The 14,825-nt window shown below is 34.3% G+C and carries 11 protein-coding genes; 4 read left to right on the top strand and 7 right to left on the bottom strand.

Features of this window, described 5'->3' with window-relative positions; genetic code table 11:
- Nucleotides 1-7 precede the first annotated feature (7 nt).
- The 4 genes from ABD011_RS06840 to ABD011_RS06825 are packed head-to-tail and all read left to right on the top strand — an operon-like array spanning nucleotide 8 to nucleotide 2,536.
- Nucleotides 8-763: a T9SS type A sorting domain-containing protein gene (locus ABD011_RS06840; protein ID WP_343796895.1), complete on the top strand. Its 756-nt coding sequence runs from the start codon at nucleotides 8-10 to the stop codon at nucleotides 761-763.
- Between the two features lie 4 nt (nucleotides 764-767).
- Complete coding sequence (locus ABD011_RS06835; RefSeq protein WP_343796893.1) at nucleotides 768-1,616, top strand: DUF5777 family beta-barrel protein; 849 nt, start codon at nucleotides 768-770, stop codon at nucleotides 1,614-1,616.
- A gap of 9 nt (nucleotides 1,617-1,625) precedes the next feature.
- Nucleotides 1,626-1,988, top strand: coding sequence for a hypothetical protein (locus ABD011_RS06830; RefSeq protein ID WP_343796891.1), 363 nt, complete (start codon nucleotides 1,626-1,628; stop codon nucleotides 1,986-1,988).
- Nucleotides 1,989-1,993: 5 nt separating this feature from the next.
- The gene (locus ABD011_RS06825) at nucleotides 1,994-2,536 is read left to right on the top strand and encodes a YceI family protein (protein ID WP_343796889.1); all 543 of its coding nucleotides are present in this window, start codon (nucleotides 1,994-1,996) and stop codon (nucleotides 2,534-2,536) included.
- Here ABD011_RS06825 and ABD011_RS06820 read toward each other — a convergent pair.
- The 7 genes from ABD011_RS06820 to bglX all read right to left on the bottom strand — a co-directional run bounded on the left by ABD011_RS06820 (nucleotide 2,533) and on the right by bglX (nucleotide 14,824).
- Nucleotides 2,533-3,357 (bottom strand): endonuclease/exonuclease/phosphatase family protein, encoded by an 825-nt coding sequence (locus ABD011_RS06820; RefSeq protein WP_343796887.1) that lies wholly within the window; start codon nucleotides 3,355-3,357, stop codon nucleotides 2,533-2,535. The two genes, ABD011_RS06825 and ABD011_RS06820, sit on opposite strands and share 4 nt — an antisense overlap.
- A 126-nt stretch (nucleotides 3,358-3,483) precedes the next feature.
- Nucleotides 3,484-5,235 (bottom strand): DUF4886 domain-containing protein, encoded by a 1,752-nt coding sequence (locus ABD011_RS06815; protein ID WP_343796885.1) that lies wholly within the window; start codon nucleotides 5,233-5,235, stop codon nucleotides 3,484-3,486.
- A gap of 76 nt (nucleotides 5,236-5,311) precedes the next feature.
- Entirely contained in the window at nucleotides 5,312-7,165 is a 1,854-nt protein-coding gene (locus tag ABD011_RS06810) for a family 43 glycosylhydrolase (RefSeq protein ID WP_343796883.1), read from the bottom strand.
- Nucleotides 7,166-7,256: 91 nt separating this feature from the next.
- Nucleotides 7,257-8,981, bottom strand: coding sequence for a sulfatase family protein (locus ABD011_RS06805; protein ID WP_343796881.1), 1,725 nt, complete (start codon nucleotides 8,979-8,981; stop codon nucleotides 7,257-7,259).
- The gene (locus ABD011_RS06800; RefSeq protein WP_343796879.1) at nucleotides 8,981-9,868 is read right to left on the bottom strand and encodes an alpha/beta hydrolase; all 888 of its coding nucleotides are present in this window, start codon (nucleotides 9,866-9,868) and stop codon (nucleotides 8,981-8,983) included. Before ABD011_RS06800 ends, ABD011_RS06805 begins: the two co-directional genes overlap by 1 nt.
- The gene (locus ABD011_RS06795) at nucleotides 9,869-12,472 is read right to left on the bottom strand and encodes a glycoside hydrolase family 2 TIM barrel-domain containing protein (RefSeq protein WP_343796877.1); all 2,604 of its coding nucleotides are present in this window, start codon (nucleotides 12,470-12,472) and stop codon (nucleotides 9,869-9,871) included.
- A gap of 9 nt (nucleotides 12,473-12,481) precedes the next feature.
- Nucleotides 12,482-14,824, bottom strand: coding sequence for a beta-glucosidase BglX (gene bglX, locus ABD011_RS06790; RefSeq protein WP_343796875.1), 2,343 nt, complete (start codon nucleotides 14,822-14,824; stop codon nucleotides 12,482-12,484).
- Nucleotide 14,825: the final 1 nt, after the last annotated feature.

Genomic DNA, 14,825 nt, shown 5'->3' with positions numbered 1-14,825 from the left:
AATTCAAATGAAAAACAATTACACACTCAAAACAATTATTGCCCTAATGTTCTTTACCGCATTTTGTTTTAATGCAAATGCTCAAGTGAGATTAACAGTTGTTAACCCATCAACAGGAGAAGTTACTATGCACAATTATGGAGGAACTACAGTAGACATTAGTAATTACCAATTATGTAATTTCCCAAGTTACAACCAATTAAGCTCTTTAACAGTTACTCAAGGCTCATTAAACTTAGCAGCTGGTGCTGATGTAACCGTAATAACCACAGTAATCAGTAATCCTAATGATGCAGAGTTAGGTTTATACAATTCTGCTAGTTTTGCATCATCCGTTGCTATGCAAGACTATATGCAATGGGGTTCTGCTGGACATCAACGAGAAGTCGTTGCGGTAAATAAAGGAATTTGGACAGCAGGAACTTTTGTTAATGTTGCGCCTCCATTTGAATATACTGGAAATGGTGGGCAAAATGGAGCTCCTTTTTGGGATACTTTATTAGGACTAGAGGATTTTGAAAACATTTCAAGCTTTAGTCTAACACCAAATCCAACAAACACTGTTTTAAACCTTAATTTTTCTCAAAGTGCTTTTTCAGGAGAAGTCGCAATTTACAACCTTTTAGGTAAGCAAGTAAATTCAAAAAACATAAGCAATACAAACCTAGCAACATTTGATGTCTCTTCATTAAATAGTGGTATGTATATTATTACAGTTACTTCTGAAAGCAATAAAGAGAGTAAACGTTTCATTAAAAACTAAAAAAGTGCTCTATAGAACTCTTTTAATAGTATTATTCCCATTTCTTGCATTTTCTCAAGATAGTTTGCTAGACGAAATCGATACAGACTCTTTAGAAAATCAAAAAACTATAGCGGTTTTTAAAGGGCTCAAAATTGTAAATTTTGAGTCCACAAAACTGGTAGCTAAAAACGAATTCACTTTTGTAGTTGCTCACAGATTTGGAAGTATAGAAAATGGTTTTGACACCTTTTTTGGTCTTGATGATGCTGTCACTAGATTGAATTTTATTTATGGAATTTCAGATGCATTTAACATTAGTGTTTCTCGTAGTTCTTATCAAAAAATTTATGAAAGCGCAATTAAATATCGCTTAGTATCACAACACGACAATGGATTTCCTTTTACTATCGTTGGTTATAATTCTATTCTTGTAAATACCGCTTTAGAAAAAGACAATTTACCTAAGTTAGAGTTCAAACACCGTTTAGGCTATACAGTACAATTATTAGCTTCAAGGAAAATAAACCATAATCTTTCATTAGAGATTGCTCCTACTTTTTTCCATGACAATTTTGTACAATTTGACGAGCAAGACAATTCACAATTTGCTTTAGGTTTTGGTGGTCGTTATAAACTTGCTAGCAGGTGGACTTTAAATGTAGATTATGGTTGGCATCTCAACAGAGCTTCAAATTCTCCTTTTAAAAATCCGCTTTCAATAGGTGTTGATTTAGAAACAGGAGGACATGTGTTTCAAATGCATTTTACCAATGCACAACCAATGAACACTAATGGGTTTTTAGGACAAAGTACAGGCGATTGGAGTGATGGTAATATTTATTTCGGATTTAATTTAAGTAGAGTTTTTTAAGAATTTAAAATGAAAAAATTAACACTAATTATAACCTGTCTTTTTATAGTCGCCAATAGCTGCACCAACGCTAGTGAAGAAGAATTAATTGATACTACTCCAATAATAGAGAACATTAACTACGTAAATGATGTTAAACCAATAATTGACAACAACTGCATTTCGTGCCACAACAACCCTCCTATCAATGGAGCTCCAATGTCTTTATTAACTTATGAAGATGTAAAAAATGCTGTTGAAAACAGAGGTTTAATTAGTAGAATTTCATCAGAAGATACTGGATTTTTAATGCCTTTTGGTGGTCCAAGATTACCTCAAAATCTAATAGACATTGTTATACAATGGGAAACCGATGGACTCTTAGAAGAATAAACGTTATGAAAAAAACACTATTAATAATACTCCTTATTAGCTTCCAAAGTTTTTCTCAAGGTAAATTTTTGACTAAAACAGGTATACTAAACTTTGAAGCCTCTGTTCCTTCATTTGAAGAAGTTGCAGCAACCAATAACTCAGTAACAGCAATACTTAATACAGAAAATGGTGAATTTGCTGCTTTAGCTTTAGTAAAAGGGTTTAGGTTTCAAAACGCATTAATGGAAGAGCATTTCAATGAAAATTATGCTGAAACCTCAAAATTTCCAAAGGCAACATTTAAAGGTAATTTAGTAGATTTTTCTCTTTCAGAAATTGAAACCGAAACGCAAATTAAAATTGAAGGCGAATTAAGCTTTCATGGAGAAACCAAAAAAATTGAAAATATTTCAGCAACAATTCAAAAAAAAGGAAGCACAATTACTTTAAAAGGAAACTTTAAAGTTTTAGCTTCAGATTTTAACATAAAAATCCCCAAAGTAGTTAAGAACAAACTGTCCAATGAAGTCCTTGTAAGCTTTGATTTAAAACTAATTCAGAACTAAAAACTCGCTTCTATTAGTACTGGTAAATGATCTGAAGGGTATTGCATATTCCAATTATCACTTAACACTGCATATTTGTTTATTTTAACGTCAAATGAAACGAAAACATAATCGATTCTTCGCGTTACAGGTTGGTCAAAATGAAATCCATTAAATGTACCTTCTGGACCAAAATCTAATTCTGTATCTATTTTAGAATCTTTTAAAGTTTGTGTAATATAATCAACACTTTCGTGATTAGGCTCCATATTAAAATCGCCAGTTAAAAAAACAGGGTGATTTTCTGTATTTAAGCTTTTAATTTTATCTAAAATTAAAACAGCGCTTTTTGAACGTGCTTCCTTACCTACATGATCAAAATGCGTATTAAACACCCAAAATTTCTTCATGGTAGTTTTATGTTGAAACAAGGCATAGGTACACACACGATTACAAACTGCATCCCAACCCATTCCTACTCTATCTGGTGTTTGCGACAACCAAAATGTTGAAGATTCTAAAACTTCTAAGTCATCCTTCCTATAAAATATTGCTGAATATTCACCTTCATCTTTACCATCATCACGACCAACACCCACAAAACTATAATTGGTCAATAAAGCATCTAAATCCTTCATTTGATTTGGCATTGCTTCTTGTACACCTAAAACATCTGGTTCATAAAACTTGATTTGATTCATCATAAAAGGCTTTCGGTTAGCCCAACTATTTTCACCTTCTTTCGGGTAATCTAACTTTATGTTGTAGCTCATAATTTTCAGCTCTTGAGATGTAGCCGAAAATGAAATTATTATAGCTATAATGGTAAAAAAACGTTTCATAATCATGAAATAAAAATCTTTATATATGTTTAAATCTATGCATAAATAGTTTAGTAAAAAAGCCTCTTTAAATGTATTTGATGTAAACATTTAAAGAGGCTTTTTTCATTGTATAAACTTATGAGTTTATTGTGGAGATATTCTTAAAGCATTAATATAATAAAACTGGTTTCCGTTATTATTAGAATCTCCAGCTGCAACCTTTAAGATAATTTTACCGTTAGCATCAGCTTGTACATTCGATATACAAACTGTATTTGTTGCATTATTTGCAGCGTCTAAGTTTGCAGATTGCTCGTTAGCTCCAACAAGAGTATATTTAGTATCTCTATTATCGCTTACACTATTTCTTGAAGCAAAGAAGCAAAATTCATAAGTATCATTTGATTCAAAACCTGAAAACTCAATAATACTCTCTTCAATTGGGTCATTTGATCCCCAAGCTAAAGCATGAGAATAAAAATTAGATTTTGATACTGAATCGTCCATATTTAAATCAGTAGTTGTAGATCCTGCTCCTGAAGTATTATTAACACCTCTAAATCTAGAAGTTGTAGCAGCCTCAATTCCTGTAAACTGTCCATTAGTGTAAATCATATTTGGTATTGCAACACCTTCTAAAAAGCCTGTATAAGCATTCCATCCATCAGGGTTATCACTAGTAGAAAAGTTAATGAATACTGGTTGAGTTAAAATACCATTTCCACCTGGATCTTGATAATCAGTTAACTCAGTAATTTCATTAGGCGTCAACACTGCTTCGTGTGCTGCTTGTTGAGCCAATTCTATATACAAAGGCAACATACCATCTGGAGAATATGAATTCCCTATAACCGACTCACCAAATAGGGTTTCATACCAAGTACAAGAAGCAATATATTTACCAAAATCGTTTAAGTGATAACCATCGCTTGTAAATCCGTCTCCCAAAAAGCTTGTTCTTGCATTTTGAATTGCAGTTCCAGCAGGTACAACCATTTCTACAGGAATTAAATTTTCGGCTAAAATGTAAGCATCTATAATTCCGTTAAACATCGTCATTTGGTCATTGTTATAGTTTGCAAAACCAGAATGCGTTGAATTTTGTGCATAAGCCCAAGTTTTATGTAAGATATACTTAGTACATGGGTTACTATTATGACTTCTTACAGCATTATAAACAATTGGAAGTGGGTTTATGAAGGTTTCAAAAAGTCCTGACTCATAACTTGCTTGCTGAAAACTAATATAGTCCCAGTTCTCGTCAGCTACAGCCTCAGAAATAGAAACTCCAGAAGTTACTGTACGAGTTCCATCTAGGTCAATTTTTCTGTAACTATAACTATTTGAATCAGATGATGCGTTTGTAGCGTGTGTATCTAAGTTTGCACCACCAATATACATGTTCCCTATAATTACTTGCTTACCTTGAGCATTAGCTAATCCCCAAAAATGCGATTCTAACGCGTCTTCAGAAAAACTATTACCAATAGCTAAGATTTTTAAAATTCCATCATTTTCATCGTCAATAACCACTTGAGTAGATGAAGAAACTTGACCATCATCTGAGTTTAAGTTCAATGTCACAGTTCCCTCTGCAAGTGTTTGAATAGTTATTGCAAACGTTAATGGGTCAACAGTAAAATCAACTAAATTAGAAGGTTCAGCTGACCATGTGTAGCTTCTTGATGGAAAAATAACATTATTAAATTCTGGGACAATTGTATATTGACAACTTGTCGCTAAAGTTAAGTCTCCTTCAAGTAATGCTTCAGTTTCTAAATTTGATGTTGTATAATCGTCAGATGTTCTACTACACGAATAAAAATTGATAACTAAGAATGCACAAAGACAAAAATGTGCCAACTTAATTAATTTGCTGGTTGTGAGATTTTTCATATTTATAATTATTAAGTTAATATTCAGTTTTAAAATAAATTTATTATTGTCTATAAAATTAAATTTGATTCATTTTTTACTCTACAAAAATAGTTTCAGTTTGTTCAGAAATTCCGTTTTCATTATATGCTTCAATGGTAAAATAATACGGCGTATCTCTATCTAAGCAGCGCATAAAATGCGTGTTGGTATCATATACTTGCCAAGATTGATACAATTTGTTTGGTGCAATTCCCCAACGTATGTTATACCCTTGCGCGCCTTCAACTTTATCCCAAGAGAATGAAATATCTCTACGGTCTTTTTCGCGATTAATCTTGAAGTTAGACACCTTGTTTGGTGCTTCACCTAAGCCTAAACCAAAGACTCTAACTTCGGACATCGCAAAGTTGTTTCCTGGTACTTTGACGTTATTATATCTAACATATTTTGCTTTTACAGGTTTGTCTAAAACTAGATAAGCATTTGGCGCATCAATATCAGATTTACTTCTGTCTACAACAGTTTTCCAGTTTTTACCATCTTCAGAAGTTTCAATAGTAAATTGATGTTTTAATCCTTCAACACGTGTGTAAATTCCTGATTCGTGATCGTGGTAATTTAACTGAATAGCGTGTACAGTTCCTTCATTCAACAATTCGATTGTGATCCATTGTTTATCGTCGTTAGTTTCGGCAACCCAAAAGGTTTTAGGGTTTTCGTCGGTTAAAACTTTTGAAGTTATTTGTCCTTCAGCATTGGTTTCTGTTGGGATTTCTTTGACTTCAACTTCATCATCATTAGACGTAAATTTCATTATTTGTTGAAGTGAAGACGATACAGTTACATTGCCTTTATACGATAATAGCATCCAACCGTTATGTTGTCCGGCTTTTGTTGGATGATTAGCGCCATAACGCGGATAATCGCCGTAAGATGTATTGCTATACATTAAACCATCTTCATCAAAATAGGTAGGAAACATACATAAACGACGTTCCCATTGCGCATTAGATGCCAACGCCATCGTCGCAAAATGCCAGTATTGACCGTTGGTTTGCTTTACCGTTATACCGTGTCCTGCACCATTGGTAAATCCGCCAGGTTTAAAACTCATCGGATTGTTTTTCATATACGTGAAAGGTCCAAGTGGCGAATCGCCAACATACACACCATCTGCATAGACATTAAATTGCGTACCTGGTGCAGCGTATTGTAAATAGTATTTTCCGTTGTGTTTAGTCATTGACGCACCTTCCATATACCCTTCTTTTAAGGTTGGATGAAAGTTGTTTTCGCCAAAACGTTCCCAACCGTGTTTTTCTTCATCTAAATTTATTAGCTCTTTTCTAACACCAGTTTCTAAAAAGCGATCATCTTTATTCAACATCTTTACACGAATAGGATGCACGTTAGAACTTCCCCAATAGAGATACGACTTGCCATCATCGTCAATAAATAATTCTGAATCTTGAATGTTATTTGAAATGGAAGCGGTTGGTGTCCATAATCCTTTTTTAGGATCGTCGGTATATAAAATACTTCCGTAACCAGCAGGATCACCAGCAAAATAAACTAAAGAATCTTTATAATTGAAAGCTGTTGGCGCATTGCTACCTTCAAAAAACCATTGTTGTGGTTTTATGAATTTCCAGTTGACTAAATCTTTGGAATGCCAATACCCAAAAGAACGTGTCACGAACATATAATATTCGCCTTTAAACTCAATCACAGCAGGATCTGCACCAGAACGATAGGATTGATTTCTGGCAGAATTGTAAACCATATAGGTATAATCAATATCTAACGGATTGATGTAGGTTTGCGTGGTGTCTATTGTTGCTGTTTCAGTTTTATTATCTTCTATAACAATAGTATTTTCTTGTTTTTGTTTACAAGATACCATTGCTATAATTACGAATGCGAGTTGTATGCTATGTTTTAATTTCATCTGTTAATTTTTATTGTTTTTCAATCGTCAGATGGAACATCTTAATAATATGTTCACTAAGTGACTTGAGATTAACCAGAGATGTTTCATTTTAATGATGATGATATTTTGATCCTGTGTTACCTCTTAATCTGTCAAATTGCTTGTAAGCATTATCTACACGCTGCTTTGGTGCTTTTTCAAATTCTTTTTCGGTAACTTTATATTGTTGTTGTAATTCGGCTAAACGTGTTCTTAGTTTGGTTTCAATCTCGTCGTAATTTTCGTCATCGATAAGGTTAGTTAACTCTTTAGGATCGATTTGTAAATCATATAATTCCCACTCATCAATATCGTCGTACACGTGAATTAATTTATAACGTTTGGTACGTACACCATACATCTTTTTTACCATATGGAATGCTGGATAATCGTAATAATGGTAGTAAACCGCATCTCTAAAATCTTCATTGTTTTCAGTGCCGTCTAATAAACCTGTAAAGGATTTTCCTTGCATATCAGTAGGAATATCAACATTTGCAAAATCTAAAAAGGTTTCAGCAAAGTCGAGATTTTGCGTTAAGCCTTCAACAACAGTTCCTGGTTTAATTTTTTCAGGATATTGGATTAACAATGGCATTTTTAAAGATTCTTCATACATAAAACGCTTATCAAACCATCCTTTTTCGCCTAAATAAAAACCTTGGTCAGATGTGTACACAACAATGGTGTTTTCGGTTAAACCATTAGCATCTAAATAATCTAATATCTTCCCAATACCTTCATCTACAGAAGCTATCGTTGATAAATATTCTTGCAAATAACGTTGTCCTTTCCATTCCGCTAATGCCTTTCCTGATAAATTAGCATCGTGGAAGGCATCATTTTTTGGTTGATAGGCTTTATCCCAAGCAGCACGTTGCTCTGGTGTCATACGTTCAAAATCAGTTTTCCAAGGATTCCAAGCTAATTCTGGACTGCCTTTTTCCTTGGTCATTTTAAGGTCGTGACCTTCGTACATATCACGATAAATAGTTTGCAATTGCTCTTTTGATGCTGTTGAATTTTCGTGATTTGTAAAATATGTATCAGGTAATGGAAATTGCACCGAATCGTACTTATTAACGTGACGTAAAGCAGGCATCCAATTACGATGTGGCGCTTTGTGATGCACCATTAAAAAGAAAGGTTGGTCGCTGTTTTTCTTTTCATCTATGTAATCAATTGCGTAATCTGTAATTAAGTCGGTTGCATAACCTTTAACCACAGTTGTATCTGGTAACTTGGTTGTCCAATGCGCAGTGGTATCAATGTGTTTTTTGTTGATGTGAACCGTATCTTGAATCTTTATAAACTGCGGATTGTAATAGTTACCTTGGTCGTTTAAAATATTCCAGTGATCAAAACCTTCAGGATAACCGTGTAAGTGCCATTTACCGACAATTGCAGTATTGTAACCTGCTTCTTTTAGCAATTTTGGAAGCGTTTGTTGTGAACCATCAAAACGGTCGCCATTCATTCTAAATCCATTAACGTGACTATGTTTTCCTGTTAACACTACAGCACGACTTGGTCCGCAAATAGAATTAGTACAAAAGTTATTTTTGAAAATTGCACCGTTTTTTGCCAATCTATCAATGTTTGGTGTTGGTGCCAGCTGACCAATAGGATGACCATACGCGCTTATGGCTTGCGCTGCGTGGTCGTCTGCCATAATGTAAATGATGTTTGGTCGTTTTGAGTTTTCAGTTACATCTGTATTGTTAGCTTCTGATTTGTTTTCTTTGCAAGACTGAAGCACTAATAATGAGATTAATATGAAAGAAATGTATCGCATTACTTTTTAGTTTTTATAATTTTAGTTTGAACAACCTCATCGTTAATCACTGTGCGCTCAAAAAAATTGAACACAATATCCAATTCCTCATAAGGAATTCTGGAAATTTCGTGACGTGCTTCTTTCACAATATTGAAATAGAATGACGTTTCAAATTCCTCTAATTTATCAGCAATAATTTTAGAACCATCTAACATTATATAACCGTCTTTTGTTGGTGCGCAATAATGATGTGGTGCATTTCCGTATGGTACCAATTGGTCTTTAGTGCCGTGATATAACACCGTTGGCACAGCATTTTCTGGCGTCATATAACTTGCATCAACAATAGCACCAGCGCAAGAAAAAGCACCAGCGAATTTTACATTGCTATACGCCTCAGCATTATCTACAAAATACTCGCGCATAAAAACTGCATTTAGGATACCTTCAGCACCAGCGCTACTACCACCAGCAATGATTTTTGTAGTATCGATTTGAAGCTCGTTAGCGTGCTCAACCACATATTTTGCAGCATCCATATAATCGATAGCGGCTTGTTTAAAAGTTTCCAATTTTTCGTCTTTAGTACAATCGCAACCAAAACCTGTTGTTGTGCCTTTTCTTAGCAAACGATACGAAATGGAAATACCAATATAATTCTGCTCTTTGGCTGCATATTTCACTAAATTTTCATCGTCTATATAATCTCTATGACCAACTGCAAATCCGCCACCATGCATCCAAAGTAACACAGGTAACGTATCTGTTTTTTTTATGTTTTCTGGTGTGTAAACATCTAGTTTTAATGTGTCTGTTCCTTTGATGGAATACGTGTAAGTCGCTTTGTTTTGTGCTGAAAGTGTTAACACAAAAAAGAATATAAATACGTTTATTACTAATTTCATTTAGTCTAGTTTTTCAATTAAAATGCCGCTAATTACAGGTAACCCTTCAATAGCGTTGAGTTTTAAAGTTAGTCCTTTTTTTGTTTGAATATTTGCCTGTAACGTTACACCATATTTTTCTGGATAGGCTTGGGCTAAATTCAATTGCTTTTCGATTAGTATATCGTTAATATACACATCAAAAATGCGTTGTGTTTTATTACTTTCTGATGTTTCTTCTGAGAGGTTATAAATGTTTTCAGTTGGCTTAATTTGTGGTTCTACGAAGTATAATTTAATGTTGTAATTGCCTTCAGGAACGTCTAGTTGATATTTAGTACAACCTTCTAATAAGGTTTGAAATAAAGGTTCCTCATCTGTGTTTTTAATATTATGTGGCAGACCTTGATTTTTATCTTTGGTCATCCCATAAGCTGAACCATCTTTATATCCAAACCATCCTTTTTTATATTCTTGGTCTGGTACAAATGTGATGTTTTGTGCTTCATCATAAAAGTTAAAATGCGCACCTAAATTGATGCCAAAGCGTTTAAAGTTTTTAAAGTCAAAAGCTTCAATACGATTGACTTGCATTGTTTTTTCTTCAGAAAAATTTTCAGTTGAAACTCTAATAGAATTATTACCATTTTTGAAAGGCATATCAATAGAAACAATACCGTTTTTTACTTTAAAACCACCTAAGCTTTTACCATTCAAACTAACATTAACATCATTTTGATTAGAATATATTTGAATAGGAAATAGTTCCTCTTCAATCAAAGTCATTCCTTCTAAATAATCTGTTGCGATATTTATGAATGGTTTTTTATCGTCTAAAACCGATTTGTACCAATAGTAAATGTCTTTTGGTGTTCGGTCGTATTGCACCAGTCCTTTTTGGTTAACGTGCGGAATAGCATCGCCACGAAATTCTGAACCAAAATCGGCAAAATTCCAAGCTGTCATTCCTGTCATAAACGGTCTTTCTGTAATCTGTTTGTAATACGATTGATGCAGTTTTGCTTGATAATTGGTAGAAAAATCGAATTTTTTAGGTGTTTTGGTAAAAATTCTAACATCTGCACCAGGACCATATTCCGACAACAATAACGAGCGTTTTGGAAAACGTTGATGTTGCTGGTCTAAGAATTTACCTAAATCTTCAATTTGTGCATCGTACCAACCAAAGTACAGATTCCAACCAAATAACATTGGTAAGTCTGCGATACCAGTGTCGTTATAAACTTCGTTTAAATGACCAGCCATAACTGTAATATGGTTTGGCGCCAATTTTCGAGTTAAATCTTCTAGCTGGTTAGCGAGTTTTAAAGTCGTTGTTTTTAGAGCTTCTTTTTCTTTATCCGATGATTTTCTATCGAACGCTAAACGCAGAAAAATTTCATTCATATACCCAAACATCACTACACTTGGGTAATTGTAATATTGTTTGATATGCTCGTTTTGCATTGTATCTGAGACCTCAAAAAAGGTTTTAGAATCGGTCACTTTATTTACGATAGGAATTTCTGTCCATACCAAAATACCAAGTTCGTCACAAAGTTTATATAGTTCTCTAGAATGCGGATAATGTGCAAACCGTATCACATTTGCACCCATATTTTTAATAAGATGAATATCCTGTTTTTGTAGATCAATTGGTACTGCATTCCCATAATCTTTATAATCTTGATGGCGATTAACACCAATTAATTTTATTGGTTTTCCGTTAAGAAAAAAGCCTTTTTCAGGATCTACAGTTGCCCAACGAAAGCCTAAATTAGATTGTTTTTGGTCTAAGATGGTTCCGTTTTTATCACTTAAGGTTAGTTGTAATTTGTATAAATATGGATGGTCTGGTGACCACAATTTTGGGTTTTTAATTTTAGGAAACGTGACCTTAACGGTTTCGGTTTTATAGGATTTTAAAGTTAATCCTTGATGTTCTTCTCTAATACGATTTCCTTCGGCATCTAAAATTTCAAGATATAAATGTGCATCGGTTTTGATTTCAAAATTATCTATCAATATATCAACTTTTACACCAGCTTTGTCGTTGGAAACGTTGTAATAATTGACATAAAAACCATCGGATGCAAAATCCTTTAAACTAAAATGCTGTTTTGGGACTTTGATCAATTCCACATCACGATAAATACCACCATAGAATGTAAAATCGGCATCAAGAGGTGGAATGTTGTCATTGTGAGAATTATCGACTTCAACTTCAATTAAATTATAAGCATCAAAGTTTAAAAGCGATGTGATTTCGACATTAAACGCTGTGTAACCACCTTTGTGATTGGTTGCTTTTTTCCCATTAATAAAAACAGTAGCTTCCTGATTTACAGCATTAAATTTTAGATAGAAAATCTGGTCTTTATCTTGAGAAGACACATAGATTTGCTTTTTGTAATAGCCTAAGCCACGACGATAACCAGACTCATCATCAAACGCATCTTTATCATTCCACGTATGCGGAATATTTACGGTTTGCCAATGGGTTTTATCCTCGGAATATTGCCAACCCGAATTGATGGTTTTTGATAAAGAAAAACACAAAAAAGGGAAAGCCACACATAATATGAGAGAAAGGGGAAGCGTCTTATATTTAATGTGTGGCATCATAGTTAGCTATTAGTCTAAAAGTTTGAATGAATTTTTAAGTGCAACATCAGAGTTTGTTCCGATAGCAACTTGGAATTCACCAGATTCTGCAACAAAATCTAAATTAGAGTTGTAGAATTTTAAGTCTTCAACCGAAATTTTAAAGGTTACCGTTACAGTTTCTCCCTTTTTAATGAATACTTTTTGGAAGCCTTTAAGCTCTTTTACTGGTCTTGTTACACTACCAACCATATCTCTTATGTATAACTGTGCTACTTCTTTTCCGTCGTAGTCACCAGTATTTGTAATATCTACCGAAACATTAATTGTATCGTTTTGAGACATTGATGTTTTATCTAGTTTAAGCTCGCTATACTCAAAAGTGGTGTAGCTTAATCCGTAACCAAAAGGATATAAAGGTTCGTTACGAACATCTAAATAATTGGTTTTGAATTTTTCAAAATGACCTTCGTCGTTTCCTAATGGACGACCTGTATTTTTATGGTTGTAGAATAATGGCACCTGACCTACATTTCTTGGGAATGTTGCCGTAAGCTTACCTGAAGGGTTAACATCTCCAAATAATACATCTGAAATGGATAAACCAGCTTCACTTCCTGGGAACCAAACATTAAGGATTGCCGGAACGGTTTCACTCTCTTCAACTAACGTTAAAGGTCTACCTGTAAACAGTACTAAAACAACTGGTTTTCCTGTTTTTAATAAGGCTTGTAATAAATCTTTTTGTACTTGCGGAATACCTAAATCTGTACGACTACTACTTTCGCCACTAAACTCAGCAGACTCACCAATAGCAGCTACAATAACATCAGACTTTTTAGCGATTGCTAAAGCCTCATCAAGCATTTGCTGATCGGTTCTTCCATCTCTTGGGATATCTTTACCGAACATTGTAGCGCGCTTTTCTAAGTCTAAATCATAATCTACGTTACTTCCTTTGGCATATAACAAATTAACATCGTTACCAACGGTTTGTTGTAAACCGTCCCAAACTGAAATAGAATTTTTATGATCTGTAGATACAGACCAAGTCCCAGCCATATTACTATTAGCTTTAGCTAACGGACCAATAACAGCTATAGTACCAGATTTTTTTAATGGTAAAAGCTGATTATCATTTTTTAATAATACTGAAGATTCTGCACCAACAAGACGTGCATAATCTCTATTTTCTTGTGTGTAGGTTTCGTTTTTAGCTCGTTCTTCACTGCAATATTTGTAAGGATCGTCAAATAAACCTAATTGATATTTTGCGGTTAACACACGTGCAAGAGCAGTATCAATATCTTCCATAGAAATTCTACCTTGGTCTAACGCACCTTTTAAAGCATGCGTAAAAGAGGCTTTAATATTTGGCGAATCACCAGCCATATCCATATCTAACCCAGCTTTTAATGCTAGCGAGGTTACATCGTATTCGTCACCCATTCCGTGTGCACGCATTTCGTAAATACCAGTATAATCAGACACTACAAAACCATTAAATCCCCAATCATCACGAAGTAAATCGGTTAATAACCATTTGTTTCCAGTTGCAGGCACACCATCAATCTCGTTAAACGATGCCATCACAGAACCAACACCTTCGTCTACAGCAGCTTTGTAAGGCGCTAAATATTCGTTATACATACGAATACGACTCATATCTACCGTATTGTAATCTCTACCTGCTTCTGGCGCACCATATAAAGCAAAGTGTTTTACACAAGACATTAAGGTATTATTTGCAGCGATATCATCTTGCTGATAGCCACGAACCATAGCGCGAGCAATAGCGCTACCTAAAAACGGATCTTCACCATTACCTTCGGAAACGCGTCCCCAACGTGGATCGCGAGAAATGTCTACCATTGGCGAAAAGGTCCAGTTAATACCGTTTGCACTAGCTTCATTAGCTGCAATTTGTGCTGTTTTTTCAATCATTTCCATATCCCAAGAGGCAGATAAACCTAACGGAATTGGGAATGTGGTTTTAAAACCGTGAATAACATCCATTCCGAAAATAAGCGGAATACCAAGTCGGCTTTTTTCAACTGCTATTTTCTGAACTTCGTAAATATTTTTTGGATCTTTAATATTAAAAAGACCACCAATTTTTCCGTCTTCAATCTTTTTTACAACATCAGTACTTTTTGAAGCACCTGTTGTAATTGGGCCTGTAGCTGGAAGATTTAACTGACCAATTTTTTCATCTAAAGTCATTAATCCGATAATGGAATCTACTTTAGCTTGATAAGGGTTGTCAGTATTTTTCGATGTTATTTTATTGCTATTGGTGTTGCATGATACAGCGGTTAGTAAACCAAAACCAATTGCAAGGGATTTTATGTTAGTAAGTTTAAGCGTTGTCATT

The organism is Gaetbulibacter jejuensis, assembly GCF_039524015.1.
GTDB lineage: Bacteria > Bacteroidota > Bacteroidia > Flavobacteriales > Flavobacteriaceae > Gaetbulibacter_B > Gaetbulibacter_B jejuensis.
Note: the sequence above shows the minus strand (reverse complement) of the source record. Positions and strands in the feature narration are given on the sequence as shown.

Excerpts from the sequence above, each read along its gene's own strand:
- ABD011_RS06840 (WP_343796895.1), top strand. The coding sequence starts at position 8 with ATGAAAAACAATTACACACTCAAAACAATTATTGCCCTAATGTTCTTT.
- ABD011_RS06830 (WP_343796891.1), top strand. The coding sequence starts at position 1,626 with ATGAAAAAATTAACACTAATTATAACCTGTCTTTTTATAGTCGCCAAT.
- ABD011_RS06825 (WP_343796889.1), top strand. The coding sequence starts at position 1,994 with ATGAAAAAAACACTATTAATAATACTCCTTATTAGCTTCCAAAGTTTT.
- ABD011_RS06820 (WP_343796887.1), bottom strand. The coding sequence starts at position 3,357 with ATGAAACGTTTTTTTACCATTATAGCTATAATAATTTCATTTTCGGCT.
- ABD011_RS06815 (WP_343796885.1), bottom strand. The coding sequence starts at position 5,235 with ATGAAAAATCTCACAACCAGCAAATTAATTAAGTTGGCACATTTTTGT.
- ABD011_RS06810 (WP_343796883.1), bottom strand. The coding sequence starts at position 7,165 with ATGAAATTAAAACATAGCATACAACTCGCATTCGTAATTATAGCAATG.
- ABD011_RS06805 (WP_343796881.1), bottom strand. The coding sequence starts at position 8,981 with ATGCGATACATTTCTTTCATATTAATCTCATTATTAGTGCTTCAGTCT.
- ABD011_RS06800 (WP_343796879.1), bottom strand. The coding sequence starts at position 9,868 with ATGAAATTAGTAATAAACGTATTTATATTCTTTTTTGTGTTAACACTT.
- ABD011_RS06795 (WP_343796877.1), bottom strand. The coding sequence starts at position 12,472 with ATGATGCCACACATTAAATATAAGACGCTTCCCCTTTCTCTCATATTA.
- bglX (WP_343796875.1), bottom strand. The coding sequence starts at position 14,824 with ATGACAACGCTTAAACTTACTAACATAAAATCCCTTGCAATTGGTTTT.